General features: G+C 62.6%; 16 protein-coding genes. 9 read left to right on the top strand and 7 right to left on the bottom strand.

What is annotated here, in order from left to right; translation table 11 throughout:
• Positions 1 to 57: 57 nt before the first annotated feature.
• Together dnaJ and dnaK are read right to left on the bottom strand one after the other, a co-directional pair.
• Positions 58 to 1,206: a molecular chaperone DnaJ gene (dnaJ, locus tag Q1A53_RS08305; protein ID WP_299965025.1), complete on the bottom strand. Its 1,149-nt coding sequence runs from the start codon at positions 1,204 to 1,206 to the stop codon at positions 58 to 60.
• 76 nt (positions 1,207 to 1,282) lie between these two features.
• On the bottom strand, positions 1,283 to 3,196 hold the full coding sequence (gene dnaK / locus Q1A53_RS08310) for a molecular chaperone DnaK (RefSeq protein ID WP_299965027.1): 1,914 nt from the start codon (positions 3,194 to 3,196) through the stop codon (positions 1,283 to 1,285).
• Between the two features lie 212 nt (positions 3,197 to 3,408).
• On the opposite strand from dnaK, the gene Q1A53_RS08315 reads away from it, so the two are divergent.
• A complete protein-coding gene (locus tag Q1A53_RS08315; protein WP_299965029.1) occupies positions 3,409 to 4,011 on the top strand; it encodes an alpha-ketoglutarate-dependent dioxygenase AlkB in 603 nt (200 codons plus the stop codon).
• Between the two features lie 962 nt (positions 4,012 to 4,973).
• On the opposite strand, the gene Q1A53_RS08320 is transcribed toward Q1A53_RS08315, so the two are convergent.
• The 3 genes from Q1A53_RS08320 to Q1A53_RS08330 all read right to left on the bottom strand — a co-directional run bounded on the left by Q1A53_RS08320 (position 4,974) and on the right by Q1A53_RS08330 (position 8,016).
• Entirely contained in the window at positions 4,974 to 5,171 is a 198-nt protein-coding gene (locus tag Q1A53_RS08320) for a hypothetical protein (RefSeq protein WP_299965031.1), read from the bottom strand.
• Positions 5,172 to 5,452: 281 nt separating this feature from the next.
• Positions 5,453 to 7,066, bottom strand: coding sequence for an EAL domain-containing protein (locus tag Q1A53_RS08325; RefSeq protein ID WP_299965033.1), 1,614 nt, complete (start codon positions 7,064 to 7,066; stop codon positions 5,453 to 5,455).
• A gap of 125 nt (positions 7,067 to 7,191) precedes the next feature.
• Positions 7,192 to 8,016: an ABC transporter permease gene (locus Q1A53_RS08330; protein ID WP_299965035.1), complete on the bottom strand. Its 825-nt coding sequence runs from the start codon at positions 8,014 to 8,016 to the stop codon at positions 7,192 to 7,194.
• A 120-nt stretch (positions 8,017 to 8,136) separates the two neighbouring features.
• Here Q1A53_RS08330 and cysQ point away from each other — a divergent pair, with 120 nt between their 5' ends.
• The 6 genes from cysQ to Q1A53_RS08360 all read left to right on the top strand — a co-directional run bounded on the left by cysQ (position 8,137) and on the right by Q1A53_RS08360 (position 15,086).
• The gene (cysQ, locus tag Q1A53_RS08335; protein WP_299965037.1) at positions 8,137 to 8,934 is read left to right on the top strand and encodes a 3'(2'),5'-bisphosphate nucleotidase CysQ; all 798 of its coding nucleotides are present in this window, start codon (positions 8,137 to 8,139) and stop codon (positions 8,932 to 8,934) included.
• On the top strand, positions 8,934 to 9,734 hold the full coding sequence (locus Q1A53_RS08340) for a manno-octulosonate cytidylyltransferase (protein ID WP_299965038.1): 801 nt from the start codon (positions 8,934 to 8,936) through the stop codon (positions 9,732 to 9,734). The genes cysQ and Q1A53_RS08340 overlap by 1 nt, the downstream gene beginning before the upstream one ends.
• Positions 9,735 to 10,224: 490 nt before the next feature.
• Positions 10,225 to 11,121 carry a UTP--glucose-1-phosphate uridylyltransferase GalU gene (gene galU, locus Q1A53_RS08345; protein ID WP_299965041.1) on the top strand — a complete coding sequence of 299 codons (897 nt, stop codon included), beginning with the start codon at positions 10,225 to 10,227 and terminating at the stop codon, positions 11,119 to 11,121.
• 60 nt (positions 11,122 to 11,181) lie between these two features.
• Positions 11,182 to 12,198, top strand: a complete 1,017-nt coding sequence (locus Q1A53_RS08350) for a glycosyltransferase family 2 protein (RefSeq protein WP_299965045.1) — start codon at positions 11,182 to 11,184, stop codon at positions 12,196 to 12,198.
• 192 nt (positions 12,199 to 12,390) lie between these two features.
• Positions 12,391 to 13,377 carry a glycosyltransferase family 2 protein gene (locus tag Q1A53_RS08355; RefSeq protein WP_299965047.1) on the top strand — a complete coding sequence of 329 codons (987 nt, stop codon included), beginning with the start codon at positions 12,391 to 12,393 and terminating at the stop codon, positions 13,375 to 13,377.
• Complete coding sequence (locus Q1A53_RS08360; RefSeq protein ID WP_299965050.1) at positions 13,374 to 15,086, top strand: beta-1,6-N-acetylglucosaminyltransferase; 1,713 nt, start codon at positions 13,374 to 13,376, stop codon at positions 15,084 to 15,086. Before Q1A53_RS08355 ends, Q1A53_RS08360 begins: the two co-directional genes overlap by 4 nt.
• A 353-nt stretch (positions 15,087 to 15,439) precedes the next feature.
• Here the strand turns inward: Q1A53_RS08360 and Q1A53_RS08365 are convergent, their stop codons facing one another.
• Together Q1A53_RS08365 and Q1A53_RS08370 are read right to left on the bottom strand one after the other, a co-directional pair.
• The gene (locus Q1A53_RS08365) at positions 15,440 to 17,692 is read right to left on the bottom strand and encodes a glycosyltransferase family 2 protein (RefSeq protein WP_299965052.1); all 2,253 of its coding nucleotides are present in this window, start codon (positions 17,690 to 17,692) and stop codon (positions 15,440 to 15,442) included.
• Entirely contained in the window at positions 17,689 to 19,419 is a 1,731-nt protein-coding gene (locus Q1A53_RS08370; RefSeq protein WP_299965054.1) for a sulfotransferase family 2 domain-containing protein, read from the bottom strand. Before Q1A53_RS08370 ends, Q1A53_RS08365 begins: the two co-directional genes overlap by 4 nt.
• Positions 19,420 to 19,589: 170 nt before the next feature.
• On the opposite strand from Q1A53_RS08370, the gene Q1A53_RS08375 reads away from it, so the two are divergent.
• Complete coding sequence (locus tag Q1A53_RS08375; RefSeq protein WP_299965057.1) at positions 19,590 to 20,636, top strand: C4-dicarboxylate TRAP transporter substrate-binding protein; 1,047 nt, start codon at positions 19,590 to 19,592, stop codon at positions 20,634 to 20,636.
• Positions 20,637 to 20,642: 6 nt separating this feature from the next.
• A complete protein-coding gene (locus tag Q1A53_RS08380) occupies positions 20,643 to 21,122 on the top strand; it encodes a TRAP transporter small permease subunit (protein WP_299965059.1) in 480 nt (159 codons plus the stop codon).
• The last annotated feature ends 2 nt before the right edge of the window (positions 21,123 to 21,124 follow it).

Below are 21,124 nucleotides of genomic sequence, written 5' to 3' on the forward strand. Positions count from 1 at the left end.
GCCGCATGGTCTGTGCCATGCGGCGGCTTTTTTTCGGCTGGAGAGGCGCGGGCGGTGTCAGCCCTTCATCGCGTCCCAAAAGCTCTTCACGGACGAAAAGAAGCTGGAGGATTCCGGGTTGTTGTTCTCCGAAAGATCCTCGAACTCTGCCAGCAGCTCTTTTTGCCGTGTCGTCAGGTTCACAGGTGTCTCAACCGCCAGTTCAATGAACATGTCGCCCGAGCCACCGCCGCGGAGGGCGGGCATGCCTTTGCCCCGAAGCCGCATCTGGCGCCCCGATTGGCTGCCCGGCGGGATCTGAACCCGGCCGCGACCCCCGTCGATGGTGGGCACCTCGATGGATCCGCCCAGAGCGGCCTTGGCCATCGACACCGGCACCCGGCAAAAGAGGTTGCTTGCCTCGCGGGAAAAGAGCGCGTGCTCCGCCACATCGATGAAGATATAGAGATCACCCGTCGGCCCGCCCCGCATGCCGGCCTCGCCCTCACCGGCGAGCCGGATCCGGGTCCCTGTTTCGACACCCGCGGGGATGTTGACGCTGAGCGCGCGGTCTTTTTCCACGCGGCCTGCACCCTGACAGGACTTGCAGGGGTTCTTGATGATCTGCCCAAGGCCGGAACAGGTGGGGCAGGTGCGCTCTACCGTAAAGAAGCCTTGCTGCGCGCGTACCTTGCCCAGGCCCGAACATGTGGGGCAGGACGTCGGTTCGGCACCGCCCTCCGCGCCGGAGCCCTTGCAGCTGTCGCAGCTGACCGATGTCGGCACGTTGATCGTTTTCTGCAACCCGCTGAACGCTTCTTCCAGCGTGACACGCAGGTTATATCGCAAATCCGAGCCGCGGGCCGCGCGTCGTCCGCCGCCGCCACCGCGCTGGCCACCCATGAAATCGCCAAAGAGATCGTCGAACACATCCGAGAAGGCAGAGCCGAAATCACCCTGACCACCGCCGGGGCGCGCACCACCGCCGCCGCCCATGCCGCCTTCGAACGCGGCGTGACCGAACCGATCGTATGCTGCCTTTTTCTCGGCGTCCTTCAGTATTTCATAGGCCTCGTTGGCTTCCTTGAACTGCGCTTCTGCGTTGGGATTGTCGGCGTTGCGGTCGGGGTGCAGCTCCTTGGCCTTGCGCCGATACCCTTTTTTGATTTCATCCGCAGACGCGCCTTTGGCGACCCCCAGCACGTCGTAATAGTCTCTTTTTGCCATCGCGTGGTCCCCCTAGTGGAACGTGACGGGCCGACCCAAAGGTCGGCCCAAGCAGTGGTTCCGGGTCTGGCGCAAGTTACGCGCGCTTGTTGTCGTCGAGATCCTCGAACTCCGCATCGACGATATCATCATCGTCATTGCGCGGCTGTTCGTCCGCGGCCTCCGCGACATCCTCGCCTTCTTCCTGAGCGGCCTTGTAGATCGCCTCGCCCAGTTTCATGGCAGCTTCGGTCACGTTCTGGATGCCCGATTTGATTTTTTCGGCGCTGTCGTTTTCCAGATCATCCTTGAGCGCCGCAATGGCCAGTTCGATGGCTTCGATGGTGGTCGGATCGACCTTGTCGGCATGCTCTTCCATCGACTTCTCGGTCGAGTGGATCAGGCTTTCGGCCTGGTTCTTCGCCTCGATCAGCTCGCGACGCTCCTTATCGGCCTCGGCATTCTCTTCGGCATCCTTGACCATTTTTTCGATGTCGTCGTCAGACAGACCACCCGACGCTTGAATGGTGATCTTCTGCTCCTTCATCGTCCCTTTGTCGAGCGCACCAACCGACACGATGCCGTTGGCGTCGATGTCGAATGTCACCTCGATCTGCGGCATGCCGCGGGGGGCAGGCGGGATGTTTTCAAGGTTGAACGCGCCGAGGATCTTGTTGTCCGACGCCATCTCCCGTTCGCCCTGGAACACCCGGATGGTCACCGCGTTCTGGTTGTCTTCCGCGGTGGAAAAAATCTGGGATTTTTTCGTTGGGATCGTGGTGTTGCGGTCGATCAGGCGCGTGAACACACCACCCAGAGTCTCGATGCCGAGGCTCAGCGGCGTCACGTCGAGCAGCACGACGTCCTTGACGTCGCCTTGCAGAACGCCGGCCTGAATGGCAGCACCCATCGCAACCACCTCATCGGGGTTCACGCCCTTGTGCGGCTCCTTGCCAAAGAACTTGGTCACTTCCTCGACCACCTTCGGCATGCGGGTCATCCCGCCCACCAGCACCACCTCGTCGATGTCGGACGCTGACAGGCCTGCATCTTTCAGCGCTGCCTGGCAGGGTTTGATCGAATTCTTGATCAGATCGCTCACCAGGCTTTCCAGCTTGGAGCGGGTCAGCTTCATCACCATGTGCAGCGGCTGGCCGTTGGCACCCATCGAGATGAACGGCTGGTTGATCTCGGTCTGGCTGGAGCTTGACAGCTCGATCTTGGCTTTCTCGGCGGCCTCTTTCAGACGCTGCAGCGCCATCTTGTCCTGCGTCAGATCGACGGAGTGCTCTTTCTTGAACTCATCGGCGAGGTAGTTGACGATCCGCATGTCGAAATCTTCACCGCCCAGGAACGTGTCCCCATTGGTGGATTTCACCTCAAAGAGACCATCGTCGATCTCAAGAATGGTCACGTCAAAGGTACCGCCGCCGAGGTCGTAGACCGCGATCGTCTGTGTTTGTTCCTTGTCGAGACCGTAGGCAAGCGCCGCCGCTGTCGGCTCGTTGATGATCCGTAGCACTTCCAGACCGGCGATCTTGCCCGCATCCTTGGTTGCCTGACGCTGGGCGTCGTTGAAATAGGCAGGTACGGTGATGACCGCTTGCGTGACGTCTTCGCCTAGGTAGCTCTCAGCAGTCTCTTTCATCTTGCCGAGGATGAAGGCAGAAATCTGGCTGGGGGAGTACTTCTCACCCTTGGCCTCGACCCATGCGTCGCCATTGCCGCCATCGATGACGTTGAACGGCATGTTTTTCTTGTCCTTGGCCAGATCCGCGTCGTCAAACCGGCGACCGATCAGGCGCTTGACGCCAAAGACAGTGTTTTCGGGGTTGGTGACGGCTTGCCGTTTTGCGGGCTGACCCACGAGGCGCTCATCATCCGTAAAGGCGACGATCGACGGGGTCGTGCGGGCCCCTTCGGAGTTTTCGATGACCCGTGGCTGGCTGCCGTCCATGATGGAGATACAGCTGTTGGTGGTTCCCAGGTCGATACCAATGACTTTGGCCATTTTTTGATCCCTCATTTACTCAAGGCGATGACACGGAGTGCTGGCCCGTTACGGCACCAAAGCTCCGATCTGATAACACACGAAACGGGTCGTCCCGTGCGGTTCGGAGGGTATATAGGGAGGGGTCCGGGGTGCTGCAACCTCTCACATTGTATCGGTCCGGGATTCTTGTGCGGGCGCGCTCGGCAAAGCGGGCCGGCGATTGGGGGAAGATGACACGGCTGACCGTTGCGGGTTTCGAGATCCACAAAACCTTTCTCGATGGTGCAGCACAGCGCGCGCTTCTGGAAGATGTGCGCACGGTGGTCCGCGCCGCGCCCCTGGTTGCACCGGTCACGCCCCGGGGCCAGCCGATGTCCGTGCGAATGACGGCCGCGGGCAGCTACGGCTGGATCACGGATCGCGCGGGCTACCGCTATGCACGGGAGCAACCGCGCGGGACGCCCTGGCCGCCGATCCCAGCATCGGTTCTGGAGGTCTGGGAGAGGCTGACGGGGGTGTCCCGCGATCCGGAATGCTGCCTGGTCAATTTCTACGGCGAAGGTGCCCGCATGGGGTTGCACCAGGACAAGGATGAGGCCAGCCAGCAGTGGCCGGTGGTCTCCATCTCGCTGGGCGATGACGGGCTCTTTCGCATGGGGGGTGCCGCGCGGGGTGGCAAGACGCAGTCGGTCTGGCTTCAGTCGGGTGATGTGGTGGTCATGGGCGGGGCCGCGCGGCTCGCCCATCACGGCGTCGACCGCATTCGTTTCGGCTCCAGCAGTCTGTTGCCGCAGGGTGGTCGTATCAACCTCACCTTGAGGGTTGTCACGTAACGTACGGTTGCTCCGGATCATGTCTGCATCGTGCCCATCCCGAAAGACTGTAGCCGGGACGTCCGACCGCATCTCAGCCCAACACCTTCCTTCGCCTGGCGCCAAGATCTGGACGGCGGGTGCCAAGGATGACGCAGTCAGATCAGTGCGCTATCCTTGGCTCGCAGTGACAAATTTGAACGCATCAGCCCGGGCGTCCAAAGACGACACCTTAGAGCCGCTGTAAGCGTCGCACCAAGAGAGGTAGCAAGGCTGGTGTATCCCCAAATGCGCCTGATCCCCGCAGCAAGCGGGCTTGGAAGATGCTGGATACCCGGCACCGCAAGAGGCCTGAGCATCGACTCAAGAAAGGCGATGTGATTGGCGGGATATGCGCCGCCGCCGTTCTGGTAGCCTCGATTGAGATCGCCTGACCGCATCTCCCGGCGCGGTATCATGCCTGAGGCCATCCATACGTGCCGCCTGCCAGCTCCTGTCATCTTGCCAAATAAACTCAAATCGCACCCTCACCACCCGCGGGGCACTGCAACAAGGTTCCGGCCTTTCAACATGCCTCCCTGCGGTTGCGGCCCAGCCTTGGTTCGGTGTCCAAACCTTGGACGACATTCAACGACGTGCGACGGTGCCTGCTTCAGCGTGAACGGTCATCGCACACCCATTAAAACGGAACCGTCAAACATGGTGGTGCTGCCGAGCGATCACCTCTAGGTCGTCGTCCAAGCGCCGCCAAAGCGTGCGACTTGGGATCTGGTACGCACGGCAAAAGCCTGGTTTCTGGGGAACCGATCCGGCAGATCGTCTCGTCTTCCTCAAGCTTCCACATGGCGCAAGGCACCTTTCTCGAACCGCGGGGCCGATATCAGGAGCGCGGACATGTGCCGGTGATCAAAGCATCACGACCGAAGGCATCACCCTTTACACGTTCCCCACGGCATACCGGAGGTTCTGCAGCGACCAGACGGTCAGTCATCCGTGTCGGTGCGGTCCGCCTGACACAACCGCAGCGGAACAAGGCCATAAACCCAAAGTATTTTTTCGACACGCTCGACATCAAATGGATCGGCACCCACAACTTCTGATACGATGTTGGCTCTGATCCCCTCACGCTTGATCGAACCCGGCAGCATACACTTCGAAAGACTGAGGATGATCTCGCACACCCGAGACAAGCTTGGTGCCTCTCAACGAGGGAGTACAGGTGCACAATAATACCGGTGCTTGGACGTGCCGTATCGTTTTTGACGTGGACCCGGAATCAGTGGCGCCAAACGCGGTATGGCGGCCATTGGAGGACAATGACATATGCAGCCTCACGGCGTGTCGCCCGGGAGATATCGCCCCTTGAACCGGCGGGAGCATGCGCACCGCCAGACCGCAAAGACCCGTTTGTCTCTATGGCCTGCGAAACAATTAGCAAGGGCGTTCCAATCAGGTCCTGCGTTCAAACCGCCTTGCTGTCTTGGGCTCCCGGGTTGGCGAGGTAAGGCGCATCGTTGGGCTGCAGGTCGACCCACTTTGTTTCCAGCAACCAGGCGATCTCTTCACCGGAAACCGCTTTGTCGAACAGAAAGCCCTGGCCGAGACCACAGTCCAGTGACCGGATAAAATCCAGATCCTCGGCTGTCTCGATCCCTTCTGCCGTGACGTCCAGATCCAGCCCCCGTGCCAGCGACATGATGCCCGTGACGATCTTTTGGTTTTGAGGCTGAGCGCCGATATCTGTGATGAAACCGCGGTCGATCTTGATCCGGTCAAACGGCAGTTGTCGCAGACTGGCGAGGCTGGAATACCCCGTGCCAAAATCGTCAAGTGCAACCGAGATGCCCACAGCCTTGAGGGCATTCAGCTTCTCGCGGGCAACCTGAAAATCACGGATAACAAGGCTTTCGGTAACCTCAATCGTCAGCCGTCTCGGGTCAAAGTCGCTCTCCTCCAGAATGCTGGTGATGTCCGTGACCAGCGCAGGGTCGTGAAACTGGAGTGCGGACAGATTGAATGACAGCGAAAGCCGGGGATCCCAGTCACGCGCCGCCTCACAGGCCCGGCGCAACAGGCTGCGCCCCAGAGCATCGATCTGACCGCTGTCCTCGGCGATCTCGATAAAGACTGTTGGCGGGATATCGCCCCGTTCCGGATGGTTCCACCGGGCCAGGACTTCGAAGCCGGTGATCGCCTGATTTTCGATGTCCACAATGGGCTGATACCAGGGCTCGATTTTCTGGGAACTGATCGCCTCTCGCAGGTCGGTTTCGATCCGGGCGCGTTCGGTGGCTTCACTGTCAAGTTGCGCATCGTACCAGGCAAACCGGGCACGTCCGAGGTTCTTTGCTGTGTAGAGCGCCTTGTCAGCCTGACCCAGCACCAGAGAATGGCGCGCGCTGTCGGCCCACTGGGCGAGCCCGACGCTGCAGCTGATATGCAGGCGAAGCTGACCATAGTCAAACGCACGCTCCATGGAGTGCAGCAGGCGGCGCGCGATACGCTCGATACCGTTGGCATCGAGGCCCCGTTCAAAGATCACCGCAAACTCGTCCCCCCCCAACCGCGCGACGGTGGTTTTCTCGCCCACGACCTCCTCAAGCCGCGTGGCAACCTCGCGCAGAATTGCGTCTCCGGCCGCGTGTCCGTGCAGGTCGTTCACCGATTTGAAGCGGTCCAGATCCACCATGGCGATAAAGCGGGAAACCTTGCTGCCGTCGTCTTCCAGATGGGACAGCGCCTCTGCAAAGGCGCGGCGGTTCAACAACCCGGTCAGAGGATCATGACGCGCGTTCCGTTCCGCGCGCTGGTGCTCGTCTTCCCGGGCCGTGATCGCTGCCTTCAACTGTTTTGACTTGTAGATGGAGGAGAACATCAGTGCCAGCGTCAGGTTGATCACCAGCAGGCCGAACTCGTCGAGGTCCCAATCCTCATGCGCGCGCGAGAACTCGTAGAATTCCTCGAAAAGCTCGTACTCCGCCATGAAAGGCCAGGCGATGACGGCCGAGACAAAGAAAAAGACCCGGGCACTCAAGATCCGGGCGGACCATTTGGACCAATTGTTTTTGCCTGCCACGACCGACCACCCTTACGCAAAATCCAGCTACTTTGTACGGCGGTCAATCTTGCCAAGCGTTAAACTGTGGCGCGGAATCTGGCGTCATTTTTTGTAAAAACCGACAGGCCTGGCTTCACGCTGCCTCAGCGCCTTGCGCTCCAGCTGAGCGAGGCGTGGCGGCGGGTATGAAACTCGCCCATCAGGCCGATCATGACCAGCACGATCCCGACCCACATCGCATATTCCCAATCCGTATAGCGCGGGTTGTAGTTGATGAAGACGAAGCCACGCGACTGGTCGATCACATGAAAAAGCGGGTTCCAGTCGAACATCACCAGCATGAAGCCCGGCAGGCTGTTGGCCACGAACATCTTGCCCGAGGCGATCATGTTGACCCGCTGGTAGATCGAGGAAAAGATGCTGACCGCCTGCGGAAACCACGGTTTGAGCGCCAATAGAACCATGCCGAGCGCCACCCCGGTGAACCAGGCGATCAGCAACATGGCAAACGCAGGGACCGGTTGATCTATGACGACGGGTTTGACCGCCAGATGATACCCATAAAGGATCAGACCCAACGACAGCACCTGGATATAGAGCGCGCCGACCGCAGCGGAGGTAATCGCAATCACCGTATTCATCGGCGCGTGTTGCATCATCGGGCTTGCCGGCCCTTCGGATTGCAGAACCGCACTGAGTGACTTGGTGTGGGTCAGGAACAAGAAGACACCGGACATGATATAGAGCAGGAAATCCCCGCGAATGGACGCCCCGCGCAACCCCAAGAGCCAGAACATCCCGAAAAACGCCATCACGAAGATCACCGCCTGCACCACGTTGATCGCAATCGCGGCAAAGGCGTTGTTATGGGTCTTGCGGATCGACCGCACGGTGGAATGATAGATCAGTTCCAGAATGGTCAGCGCCGAGACGAGCTTGCCGCCCCTGGTTTTCGATGTCTGAAACATGACCGCTCTCGTCCTTTGCCAGCGCGACCGTCGCACGGAAATGTTGCTGTTCCGTTAGAGCTTGACCATAAGGGGCGTGATTTCAAACCGCAATGATCGCGAAAAAGGACCGTGCTGACCATGGATTACGAAAAACTGGCCGATGTAATGCGGCGTCTGGCAATCGAGGCGGGCGCGAAGATCATGGAGATCTACGAGGCCGATGATTTCGACGTGAAGGTCAAATCCGACGACAGCCCCGTGACCGCCGCGGACGAGGCTGCCGACGCGCTGATCTCTGCCGGTTTGCGCGCATCCTTTCCCGACGTGATGCTGGTGACCGAAGAGCAATCAGCCACCCATGACACCTCCGGCGATACGTTCCTGATTGTCGATCCGCTGGACGGGACCAAGGAGTTCATCCACCGCCGGGGCGATTTTACCGTCAACATCGCGCTGGTGGAGGGCGGCGTGCCCACGCGCGGTGTCGTCTACGCGCCTGCCAAGGGGCGGATGTTCTTTACCGATGCGACGGGCCAGTCGGTCGAGGAGACGGGCGCGCTGGCCCATGATCAGGTCGGCCCGACCACGCCGATCAAGGTCTCGGAGGCGGACAATGGCGCGCTGATGGTGGTGGCGTCCAAATCTCACCGGGATCAGGCGACGGACGATTACATCGGCAAATACGCCGTCAAGGACATGAAAAGCGCGGGCTCTTCGCTGAAATTCTGCCTTGTGGCGACGGGCGAGGCGGATCTTTACCCGCGTCTTGGCCGGACCATGGAATGGGACACCGCCGCCGGTCATGCGGTCCTGTCGGGAGCGGGCGGCGACGTCGTGCGCTTCGACGATCTGACGCCGCTGCGCTACGGCAAGGATGACTACGCCAACCCGTTCTTCATCGCCTACGCGCCGTCCGTTGACCTCAAATCCGGCTGATGTCCGTCCTCATCGTGATCCCGGCGCGCTACGCGTCCAGCCGCTATCCGGGAAAACCACTCGTTGAGCTGACCGGCGCCTCCGGCCAGTCACGCAGCCTGATCGAGCGCAGTTGGCGGGCTGCCGGTCAGGTCGCGGGTGTGGACCGTGTGGTCGTCGCAACTGACGATGACCGTATCCGGGACGCGGCAGAGGGGTTCGGCGCGCAGGTTGTCATGACCTCGCCCGACTGCGCCAACGGCACGGAGCGTTGCGCCGAGGCGCATGCAGCCTTGGGCGGCGGTTACGAAATTGTCGTGAACCTTCAGGGGGATGCACCTCTGACCCCTCATTGGTTTATCGAAGATCTGGTGACGGGTCTGCGCGCCGATGAAGGCGCAGGCATAGCGACCCCGGTCCTGCGCTGCGACGGCGCCACGCTCAGCGGCCTTCTGGAGGATCGCGCCGCCGGGCGCGTTGGCGGCACGACCGCTATCTTCGACCGCAACGGGCGCGCGCTTTACTTCTCCAAGGAAGTGATCCCCTTCACGACCCAAAAGTACCCACCTGACGCAGAGACACCCGTGTTTCACCATGTGGGTGTCTATGCCTACCGACCGGGTGCTCTGGCCGCCTATGCAGATTGGCCCGCCGGTCCGCTGGAGCAGCTCGAAGGGTTGGAGCAGTTGCGGTTCATGGAGAACGGGCACCGCGTGCTCTGCGTGGAGGTCTCGGCCCGGGGCCGGACGTTCTGGGAACTCAACAACCCCGAAGACAAGCCGCGGATCGAAAAGATGCTCGCGGACATGAGGCTGGATTAGCCTTTGGTGCGGCGGCCAGCGTCGCCGTCCGGCCAACAGCCTGATTTTCTGCGGATTTTGGTCGTGCATCAAAGTTTTTCGGCGTCGGGTGTCCCGCAGCCAGGGCGGAGACACCAGCGGTGACCGGTTCAAGAAGAGGCCCCGGGAAGCGTACCCGCCACGGGCCCCAACGCCGGTTGCCATTCCGCCAGTCACGTCCTGTCGGCCCCGAAGCACGTTCACTTTCGCCGCGATTCGCCGTTGGGCGTTTCGGCCCGGTATCCATTCACACGAAGCCCAAAACGTCAGCAGTGAGCTCTTCAACTATGCCGGGCATTTGGGTCTGGTAACCATCTGCCGAATATATTGGCGAGAGTCCGCCGTTTTTTGTAAACTGGAAAGAAATCAGCAATATCCGCTGTATCTGTGACGACGGTCGTGTTTTTGACGCATCTGCGTACTATTTGTGCGATAACGTCGACAATTGGAATAACAAGGACGAGGGTGAAATATGAAACGTAAGGTGACCAAAGCGATCTTTCCGGTGGCTGGTATGGGGACCCGCTTTCTTCCCGCGACGAAGTCGGTGCCCAAGGAAATCATGACCTTGGTCGATCGTCCGCTGATCCAATACGCCATCGACGAAGCGCGTGCGGCGGGCATCAAGGAATTCATTTTCGTGACCTCGCGCGGCAAGGGTGCGCTTGAGGATTACTTCGACCACTCCCCGGTGCTGGAGGAGGAACTGCGTCGCAAGGGCAAGGACGATCTGCTTGAGGTGCTGGAAACCACCAATATGGACAGCGGCGCGATTGCCTACATTCGTCAGCACAAGGCGCTCGGTCTTGGTCACGCCGTCTGGTGCGCCCGCCGCCTGATTGCCTCGGACGAGCCGTTTGCCGTGATCCTGCCCGACGACGTGATCGCCGCAGACCGCCCGTGTCTGCAACAGATGGTCGAGGCCTATGCCGAGACGGGTGGCAATATGGTCGCCGCGATGGAAGTGGCACCGGAAAAAGCGTCCTCTTACGGGGTGCTGGATGTGGCCGATGACATGGGCTCCATGGTCAAGGTGCAGGGCATGGTCGAAAAGCCCAAAGCGGGCGAAGCGCCCTCCAACCTTGCCGTCATCGGGCGCTATATCCTGTCGCCAACGGTGCTCAAGAACCTGAACAAGATCAAACGCGGTGCCGGTGGCGAGATCCAGTTGACCGATGCCATCGCCAAGGAAATCGACAGCAAGCGGGGCGTTTACGGCTACCGCTTCCGTGGCCAACGGTTCGACTGCGGCTCCAAATCCGGGTTCCTGCAGGCCACCGTTGCCTTTGGGCTCGACCGTGAAGATTTGCGCGACGATCTCTCCGCCTATCTGCATGACGTGGTCAACATGGGCAAAGCGGCAGAGTAACGCGCGCTCTGCCTTCCCTGGCCAGCACCGCATGCGCGCCTTTTGTCTAGCGTGCCTGCGGTGACCCTGCCACCCTGGACCCGTTACAAACTGCGGTTGATCCGCAAGCGTCTGCTCTGGCGCGGTTTTCGCAGCCGTCACGACCTGACCAGCGTTCAGAACAACACCTCCGCCATCGCTGCCGGTGACATTCTGCTTTTCGCGACCGTGCGGGACGAGGCGCTGCGTTTGCCGCATTTTCTCGCGCATTACCGGCGATTGGGGGTGCGGCATTTCCTGATCGTCGACAATGGCAGTGCCGATGGGACCGACGCGCTGTTGCGGGGTGCACCTGATGTGTCCGTGTGGCAGACGCACGCCAGCTACAAGGCCGCGCGTTTCGGCGTCAAATGGCTGGCCTGGTTGCTGCGGCGCTACGGACACGGGCACTGGACCCTGACCGTCGATGCGGACGAGCTGCTGATCTATCCCGACCATGACGCCCGCGACCTCGTGGCGTTGACCGGCTGGCTGGACGCACGCAGGCGGCGCGCCCTGCCCGCGATGCTGCTTGATCTGTATCCAAAGGGCTCGCCGGATGCGCAGCACTACACCCCCGCAGACGACCCCGTGCAGGTCCTGCCCTACTTCGATCCAGACGGCTACTGGCAGGAACGCCGTGGCAGCCACCGGGCCATCAACACCATGGGCGGCCCGCGGGCCCGGGTTTTCTTTGAACACGCGCCTGATTTCGCGCCTGTTCTCAGCAAACTGCCTTTGGTGAGCTGGCACCGCTCCTACGCCTATCTGAGTTCTACTCACGTCGCGCTGCCGCCTGTGTTGAACACATACCAGCCCGGCGACAGCAATGGCGCAGGCCCCAGCGGCGCGCTGCTGCACAGCAAGTTCCTGCCGGGAACCGCCGCCCGTGCGCGGGTCGAGCAGGTGCGGGGTCAGCAATATACCCGCGGCCCCACGCATGATGCCTACTACAATGCACTCGGTGAGGCGCCCGATATGTGGACGCCCGCGGCCACGCGGTTCACCGGCTGGGAACAGCTGGTCGGGCTCGGGCTGATGCGCCGCGGCGACTGGTAAGCGCAAACCTGCTGACTGCCCCCAAAGTAGTGGGTCCATCGCCCGCCTTGCCGCAATATAATATCAATAATTGGCAGTTAACCTTAATGGAAAGACCGTCAGCCTCCAGTCATACCGCTTACCGGGCTGGGACACACGGGCGATGGCGGGATTGAAAAGGGCGCGATCTTGGGTCTGCTGAGTTCTTATCGGATGCGTATCGCCCGCAAGCATTTGCGCATCCGCTGCACACGCAAGAGCTTTGAGTTGCGCCGCGTGGTGGATCGCACCGCCCGGATCGGTCGCGGCGACATCCTGCTGGTCTCGACCATGCGCAATGAAAACATCCGCCTGCCCTATTTTCTGCAATACTACCGCGACATGGGGGTGTCGCATTTCCTCATCGTGGACAACGACAGCGACGATGGCGGTCCGGAGTATCTGGCCGAGCAGCCCGATGTGTCTCTCTGGCGGACGGGGGCGAGCTATCGCAAATCCCGGTTTGGTGTTGACTGGCAGAATTACTTGCTCGGTCGCTACGGTCGCGGGCACTGGTGCCTCACCGTCGATCCCGATGAGTTCTTCGTCTACCCCTTTTGCGACACGCGCCCGCTGCGCGCGCTGACCGACTGGCTGGACAGCGGTCAGACCCGGTCCTTTTCGGCGATGCTGCTGGATATGTACCCCAAGGGGCGGCTTGCCGATCATCCCTATCAGTCGGGACAAGACCCGATCGAGACCGCCTGCTGGTTCGACAGCGGCAACTATTCGGTCGCGCGGGACCCGCGGTTTCGAAACCTGTGGATCCAGGGCGGCCCGCGCGGGCGGGTCTTTTTTCGCGACACGCCCGAACAGGCGCCCGCCCTCAACAAGATCCCGCTGGTCAAATGGTCCCGCGGCTATGCCTATGTGCAATCCACCCACATGCTGCTGCCCCGGGTCCTGAACAAGGTCTACGACCCCAGCGGCGGGGAGAAGACATCGGGCGTGCTGCTGCATACGAAGTTTCTGGACACTTTCGGTGCCAAGGCCGCCGAAGAGATCAGCCGCCAGCAGCACTATGCGGCCGGGGCGGAATATCAAGCCTATGCCGCCGGTGGGGGGGACGCGGTTGAGCTTTGGTGTCCGTGGTCGGAACGCTATCTCAACTGGCGCCAGCTGGAGGTGCTGGGGCTCATGTCACAGGGCAACTGGGCGTGAGCTTCGGTGTCATTCTGCTGGTGCACGCGGATTTCGACCGCGCCGCACAGCTGGTCCGCCATTGGGCGCGCGGGGGATGCCCCGTCGTGATCCACGTGGACCGCCGGGTAAAGCCCGCACGTTTCGATGCTTTTGCAAAGGCCGTGGCCGACCTGCCGGATGTGCTCTTGTCCAGCCGCACCGCCTGTGAATGGGGGACCTGGGGCCTCGTCGCGGCCACCCAACGCGCCGCGGAGCTTATGCTGCTGCGCTTTCCGGGGGTGGGCCACGTCTATCTGGCTTCGGGGTCGTGCCTGCCGCTGCGCCCGGTTCGGGAGCTGGTCGACTATCTTGCAGCGCGGCCCGATACTGATTTCATCGAAAGCGCGACGACCTCGGACGTTGCCTGGCCGGTGGGCGGGCTGGACACCGAACGCTTCACGCTGCGGTTTCCTTTTCCGTGGAAGCGCTACCGCCGCCTTTTCAATGGCTACGTCCGGTGGCAGCGCAGGCTTGGCGTGTCGCGTCGCGTGCCCGGCGGGCTGGTGCCGCATATGGGCTCGCAGTGGTGGTGTCTGACCCGCGCCACCCTGTCCGGCATCCTGACGGACCCGGCGCGCGCCCGCTATGACAGATATTTTCGCCGGGTCTGGATCCCGGATGAGAGCTACTTCCAGACCCTCGCGCGCCAACATGCCCGCGTGATCGAGAGCCGCTCGCTGACGCTGTCCAAGTTCGACTTTCAGGGCAAACCGCACGTATTCTACGACGATCATCTGCAGCTTCTGCGGCGGTCGGATTGCTTTGTCGCGCGCAAGATCTGGCCGCGCGCGGACAAGCTTTATGCCGCCTTCCTGAAAGATCCCGACAGCTTCGCGCCGCGGGCCGAACCCAGCCCGGGGCGCATCGACCGGGTCTTTTCAAAGGCGGTGGATCGGCGCATCCGCGGCCGCCGGGGTCTGCTGATGCAGAGCCGCTTCCCCGATGGCCGCCGGTCGGACCCCATGACCGCACAGCCATTTTCCGTGTTCCAGGGCTTTGCGGAGCTCTTTGACGGATTTGAGCCCTGGTTGGCGCGGACGACCGATGCGCGCGTTCATGGCCATCTCTTTGCGCGGGACCGGGTGCAGTTCAACGATGATCAAGGCACCATGGCCGGGGGGTTGAGCGACGGGGCCGCCCTGCGCGACTATGACCCCGAGGGCTTCCTGATGAGCCTCATCTGGAACACGCGCGGTGAGCATCAGTGTTTTCAGTTCAGCCCCGACGATGCGCAGGCCATCGCGCCGCGCCTTGCCCGTGACCCCAATGCGCAGATCTCCGTGATCAGCGGCGCGTGGACGGTGCCGCTCTTTCTCAGCCGGGCGCAGATCCCGGTCATCCGCAAAAAGGTGGCGCATCTTCAACGGGTTGAAACCGCCTATCTGGGCTTGCTTCGCGCGCCCGGCGTCAAGGCCAGAGCGCGGATCTGGACCCTGGCAGAGTTTGTCGAAGCGCCGATGGAGCATCTCCACACCATCCTGTCCGAGATGGGCGGAGGCCGCGTCCCACCGCCGATGGAGGTGCCGCGGATGGTGGATCTGACGGGCTTTGACCGGTTCCTGCAGGATCTCAAGAACCAGGGTTTGCACCCGCATGTGGTCGGCGACTTCCCCACCACCGGGTCGTCTGGCTGGCCGTCGGGTGACACGTCCGCCGAGGAGAGCCCCGGATCCGTCGCTCACTCCTGACAGCCGGCAGGCCCGGTGTTGTCGATGTCAGATCACCGGTTCAACAGACTGTGCCGATGCGAGACGTAGCACCGCAGGGGTAAAGGTTCTGCAACCCTGTGCCCCGCGAAAATCAGCGGCGCGTCATTTTCCGTTCAGTTCAAGGGCATCTGCTGTCTTTGCGGCGCAGAGTCACGTAGATACAGTTCGATTTCCGGCGCTTTAGAAAATCGCTGCTGCAGCCCTGATCTTCGGATTTTCCGCCCAAGGGACCACTTGCCCATCCGCGGGCAATCCTCCGACAGATCAACCACCACGGCGCGGGCCCGCCATCTTCGGCAAAGACACGGTATCTTGGCGGGACGCCAGACCCGTTACTCCGTGCGGATAGGCTGCCTGATGGTAAAGAAGAAGCCGGGCTCGCCCGCGCGCTCCAGCACCGCGTCGGGCACCACGCTTGGCCCGGACTGAAACACATTCGCGCCAAACTGCGGCAGCATCCGTGACAGCCGCTGCATCCGGTGAGAGGTGATCTCGGCGTAGAACGCCGCATATTCGGGTCGTGCCCGCAGCGCCGCGATCCGGGCGTGATGAGCCGCGACGCAGGCGGCATGGGCTGCCGCGATCTGCGGATCCGCCAGCAGCCGGTCGTACTCTGCCCGCACCGCCCCGTTCAGACGCGCGATGGAGCGGTCTTCTTCGCGGTTATTGTTCATGCGGAACCAGTAGATCAGCCCCTGGTCGCGGTCGACATGGTTGACCCGCCCGCGGTCGCGTTTGACCAGAAAGCTCTCGGCTGACCGCACCGCGTAGTGGTTCAGCGTGACCAGATCATAGCCGTAGGTGTCCTGAGTGGAGCGCCAGGCGTTGCGATACTCCTTGCGCGGCATGGGCAGACCGGACCCGTTGACCCAGCGGATCTGGTCAACCAGCTGCGGTTGCAGCCCCTTGGGTCGGTGCACGCCGAGCTTCTTGAAGATCCCCATCTGCCGGAACGCCGTCTTGAACCCCCAGGACTGATGCGGCTTGCGGCTTTCCTGCGGCGCGCAGCGGGTGAAGGCTTCGGTCACGAACCGCTCCTCAAACTCCGCCAGATCCGAGTTGCCAAAGAGCCGCCATGTCATGGAGATCATGTTCGCATCCGGCACCGCGTCAAAGAGATCCTCCAGCCGTCCCGCGCCCACGTGGATGTTGATGAATTCGTCCACGTCGATGCAGATCATCCAATCCACGGCGTGCACAAGGGGTTCGTCGGCGGCGGCCTGAAGGGCCGCGTGCTGCGGTTTCATCCCGGTGCCGCGATAGGGGTTGTCGCGGTGGGTGACGATGCCCCGTTCCTGCAAAAGATCCAGCAGCCGGTCCGTCCCGTCGGTGCAGTCGTTGGTGTAGATCAGGAAATCATCCACCCCGATGGCGCGGTGATGGGCCAGCCATTCGAGGATAAACGGCCCTTCGTTCTTCATGCAGGTGACGATGCCGCACCGTCCTTCGATCCGTTCGGGCCGCACCTCAAGCCGTGCGCGGGGCGGGCGGCGCGGGCGGGTGCCAAAGCTGGCCTGCGCCAGCTTGAGCAGATCGGCATCCTCGACCAGACTGGATTTGGGGACGATCTGGCTGACCGATCCGCCGGTGTGCCGCAGCGCCATGCAGCGCAGATAGGGCAGCGGCGGGATATCTCCCGGTGCGGCCCCGACCACGCGCACCAACCGCCAGACCGCTTCGGCCGGCGCTTTCGCGGGCGCAAGACACCAGCGCGGGTTTGCGGGGGAGGCATCGAAGCGCCGACAGATGTGATCGCCAAATCCTGCCGCCGCTTTCTTGTGCAGGCTCCACGGGTAGATGCGATGCCCGATCAGAGGCACCATGCCCGCGGGCGCGGCGCAGGCCAGATCGAACACACTGCCCTGTGGCCCCTGTGGCAACAGATCCGACAGTGCGAGGTTGAGCACCCCGCGTGCTTGTGCCAGAAAGAGGTGCCGCAGCAGCTCGAAGGTCACGATCTCGGTGAAGGGTGCGCGCCACGGGTCGGGTGTGGGAAATTCCATACGGTCACGTCCGGGCGCGTCCGGCGCGTAAAAGGGCAGCGTCTCGTCCCCGTCCTGAGATCGCCCCAGCGGTGTGTCGAAAGAAACGACAAGCACGGTGCTGATGCTCTTGACCGGGCGTTGGCTGAGCGCAGTTGCCAAGGCCTCCGCTGCCTCCGGCCCTTGGCGGGTCAGGATCAATGCGCCCTCCAGCCCCTGCGCCTCGCGATGAAAGGCAAGCCACTGGTAGATCATCTCGGGCGTTTCCACCCCGTGCAGCGCCAGCGCGACGCGCTTGCCCGCCAAGGGCGTCGTTTCGGGCTCGGTCAGAGGGGCTGTGCCGGAGTGATCCGCGAACGGCAGAGTTACCTCGTTGTTTCGAACCGTTGCGCTGCCGATGATCTGCAGGCCGCCACCGATGTTGCGAGCCAGCCGCACCCCCATGTCAGCGGTGTCGTTGATGGTATCCGGCAATGACCCGGATTTGAAGAACAGCGCGACCTCCCGTGTGTGCTCTGCCGACGCGGGTTCCAATGGCACGGCGGCCAGCAGGACGGCGTCGCCGCAGGGACGGGTGGTGATGGGGTAATGCGTGACGATCATGAGGACTGCCGCACCTCCTCACACATCACGTAGTCCTGGGCAAAGGCACGTTCCAGATTGCGCAGATCCGCGGCTGTCAGCATGGCGCGCAGCTCCGTGACATCCTCTGCCGGGCCTGGCCAGAGGTGGCGCGGCGCTTCTGTTCCCTCGGGCAGGGCGAAACAGGTGGTGGCGATCACCGATGCCGTCGCCGCGAGGTTGGCCACGTCGCCGATGTGATCGTACCGGACCCGACCGTACGCAATATCGCTGGACTGCGGACGCCAATGGCGGTCCAGATCGCGGGCGCTGTTATCCTGCGCCAGCACGTCGAGAAACGCGCTGAGCGATAGCGTATCCTCGGGCGCGCGCCCGATATGGCGCATCAGCCTGTCCTTCTGCCGGTGCCCGCCTCTGATCCGGTCGGCCCAGGCTGCCAGCGTCCGCTCGGTCGGGTCGCGCACCACGGTGAACCGGAACCGCGTGGCATCCCGCAACGCGCTTTGCGCCATCTCCTCCGTCAGGCTGCGTTTGCCGCTCAGCATCAGCGCTTTTGGCGGTTTGTGCAGCTTGGCATGGGTCAGCCCGCCCGGGTCGCCGCCCAGAAAACCCAGCTGATACGTCATCAGTGTCGCCAGCACGTGGCTGCACGCCGCCTTGTGGTTCTTCATGTAAAGGAAAGGTTGCGCGGCCGTCCCCTCCGCCGACAGATGCACCGTCTGCAGGAAATGCGCGGTGCCGAGGTAGCACGCCAGCAGGGTGTTGTCGGGCGCGGGGTCCTCCTGTGCCAGGGCGTGCCTCACAAACCCCCGTTCCACCCGGTATTTCCGGGACAGCTGATCGCGGGACAGGCCCAGATCCCGTGCATCGGCGCGCAGGTTTCGACGCAGCGTGCGGGCCTCCTCAGCCGTGCGCAGGGTCTTGGGTTTGGCAGGGATCGGGGCCCGCGACGGGTCGATGCCGTGCTTGCGGAGCAGCCCGTGCATGTAGCTGCCCGCCTGCGGGCGATTGCTCTCCCGCTCCTGCAGCCGCGGCTTCATCCGCCGGGCCCAGAAATGCACGCCACGGGTCTCGGGCGTCAGCGCCTCTGCGGCGTCAAACCGGCTGAGGATCATGCGGTTACGGTGTGGAAAGCTGATGGGGTAGAAGGCCGCCTGCGGTCGCGCGTGCGCGATCTCGCTGCTTTGCTGCAGGAAATAGGTGACCGCTGCGGGACCGGTGAAGCCCCATGTCTGCTCGGTCAGATGCACCGGCGTGCCAGCGTCCCGCTCCGCTTCCAGCTCCCGCCGCTGCCAGGGTTTCAGCCAGGGGGCGATGGCGTAGGGATCGTCGAAGAACGCCAGCAGATTGCGCAGGGCAGCACTCTGCCGGGGCAGCGCCAGCACGGCGTTGCAGACCAGCCCCGGTTTCTCCCAGCCAAAAAGATACCCGTCCTCCGGGTCAAAGGGCCGGTGACAATACATATCCGCATCGACCCAGATGGCATCGGTCTGCGCCAGCAGATGCAGCCGCCACAGATCCGCGTGAATGGCCGGGCTGCCGGTGCGCGCGTGGCGCAGCATCGGCTCCGCCGGAAAGACCTTTGCCGCATCGCCTGCCGTCACCCCCTCCGGCAGGTTGTCGATGTGCGCATAGCTGTACAGCGTCGTGGGATGACCCGCATCGGCAAAGGATTTCAGGCAAAGCTGCTCCAGCCACGACAGCCGCCCGCCGATCCACAGGCTGGCAATCTCGGGCTGATCGGGCATTGGCGGACGGCTCCTGACGGTGGGACGGTGCCGCGCAACAGGCAGGGCGCAGCACCCTCGCACCATCGCGGACCCAGCCCCCAAGGTCCAGCCGCACGGCCGCGGAATAAACCCTTTGCATTTTCGCTTAGCAGAAGTAATTTGCGCATAGTAAAAAAGGGGAGGATAAGATGACACCACTGAAAGCTGCCGCGCTCGCGGCCGCCGCCGCGCTGCTGACAACGCCCGCGCTGGCCGAGACCGTGCTGATCCACGGTGAGCCTGCCCCCAACCGCGGTGCCCGCGCCGCAGCCATCCAATGGTTCGCCGACGAGGTCGCGGCGCGATCCGGTGGCGACATCCGCATCGACATCCAGTGGGGCGGTGCGCTCTTCAAGGCCAACGCGGCCAAGCAATCCATCCGCGACGGTGTCGCCGACATGGGCACCATCATCTCCGTCTACTACCCGCAGGAATTCGCCAGCTACGGCATCGCGGATCTGCCGCTCGACAACCCCGACGCCTGGGTCGGGATGCGCGCCACGGATGAGCTTTTCCGGACGAATGACGCGATCAAGGCCTCGCTGGCGGATCAGAACCTGGTCTATGTCGGCACTTTCACCACCAGCCAGGTCAACATCGGCTGCAACGGCGCCGCGATCCGCAGCATCGCCGATATCGACGGGCTCAAGGTCCGCGGGGTGGGCGCCTATGGCAAGGTCTTTGGCGACACCGGCGCCAATATGGTGCGCATGTCGATCTACGACGCCTACCAGGGGCTCGACAGCGGGCTCATCGACTGCTCGCAGGGCTATTCCTACGCGGTCTCTGCGCTCAAGCAGGATGAGGTCATGACCAGCTACACGATCCTCGACTGGGGGCAGGTGGGCGGTGTCGGTACTTTCATGAACAAGGATGCCTTTGATGCGCTGACGCCCGAGCAACAGGCGGTGCTGATGGAGGCAGGCTCGGACATGGTGGACCATTTCGGCGAGACGCTGACCGCCGCCAATGAGGGCGCCATTGCCACCATGAAGGAAAAGGGGATTGAGGTGATCACCCTGCCCGAGGCAGAGCGTGCGCAGCTGGTCGACCGCGGCGTTCCTTACGTGGATGCCTGGATCGAGACGGCGAATGCCACCGGGCTCGATGGTGCAGCCTTGCTGGAGGAGTACCGCGCCCTGCTGGCCAAGTATACGGAGCTGCGGGACACCGAAGGCTACCCCTGGGCGGAGTGAACGGGGATGCTCAAGCGCGTTGAAGCACTGGCTCTCGGGCTGGCGGCTGTGGCGGTTTTCGCCATGGGCGCCATGATCACGCTGAACGTGGTGCTGCGTCTGTTCGGGACGGCATTGCCTGACAGCGTGGTCATCGTGCGCGAGCTGATGGTGGCCGCGATCATCCTGCCACTGGCCGCGGTAACGGCAGCGCGCGCGCATGTCTGTGTCGAGGTGCTGACCAACATGCTGCCTCAGCGGGTGACGCAGGGTCTGATCCTCATCGGCTGGGTCGTGGGGCTGGCGGCCTTTGCGCCGCTGATCTTTGCCGCCTGGCGGGAGCTTGCGGCCACCTGGACCAGCGGCAGCTTTTACTTCGGCGATCTGTCCTTGCCCAAATGGCCTGGGCGGCTGGTGTTCTTTGTGGGCCTCTGCATCTTCTGGCTGCGTCTGTTGACGGTGCTAGTGGCGGATACGCGCGCCTTTCTCACCGGGCAGGAGGGATAGCC

The organism is uncultured Roseobacter sp. (assembly GCF_947496515.1).
Lineage (GTDB): Bacteria > Pseudomonadota > Alphaproteobacteria > Rhodobacterales > Rhodobacteraceae > Roseobacter.